Raw genomic sequence first — 224 nt, 5'->3', positions numbered from 1 at the left:
TCCGCAGGGGCTCTTTCAGGTAGCGCAGTTCGGTGCTGCTGGTGCAGCCGATGTGAAACAGCCGCACCTGGGTCTGGACGGCATCGTGCATCTTTTTCTGGGCAATTTCGATCTGAAAAAGATGTTTGAGGCGGAACAACTGGATGTGATGCTGTGCACCCAGAACATGATCCACCGGCTGCCCAACTGTGAATTCCACCCTATGGCCGAAGCCGCGCTGTATG

General features: G+C 55.8%; 1 protein-coding gene. It reads left to right on the top strand.

Going from position 1 to position 224, the window contains the following annotated elements; translation table 11 throughout:
• Positions 1–224, top strand: a 224-nt coding sequence (locus tag H6B10_RS16640) for a hypothetical protein (protein ID WP_204652482.1), incomplete at both ends; no start/stop codon positions are given.

Source organism: Gemmiger formicilis (assembly GCF_016901605.1).
Classification (GTDB): domain Bacteria; phylum Bacillota; class Clostridia; order Oscillospirales; family Ruminococcaceae; genus Gemmiger; species Gemmiger formicilis_B.
This window is presented reverse-complemented; position numbering and strand designations above follow the sequence as displayed.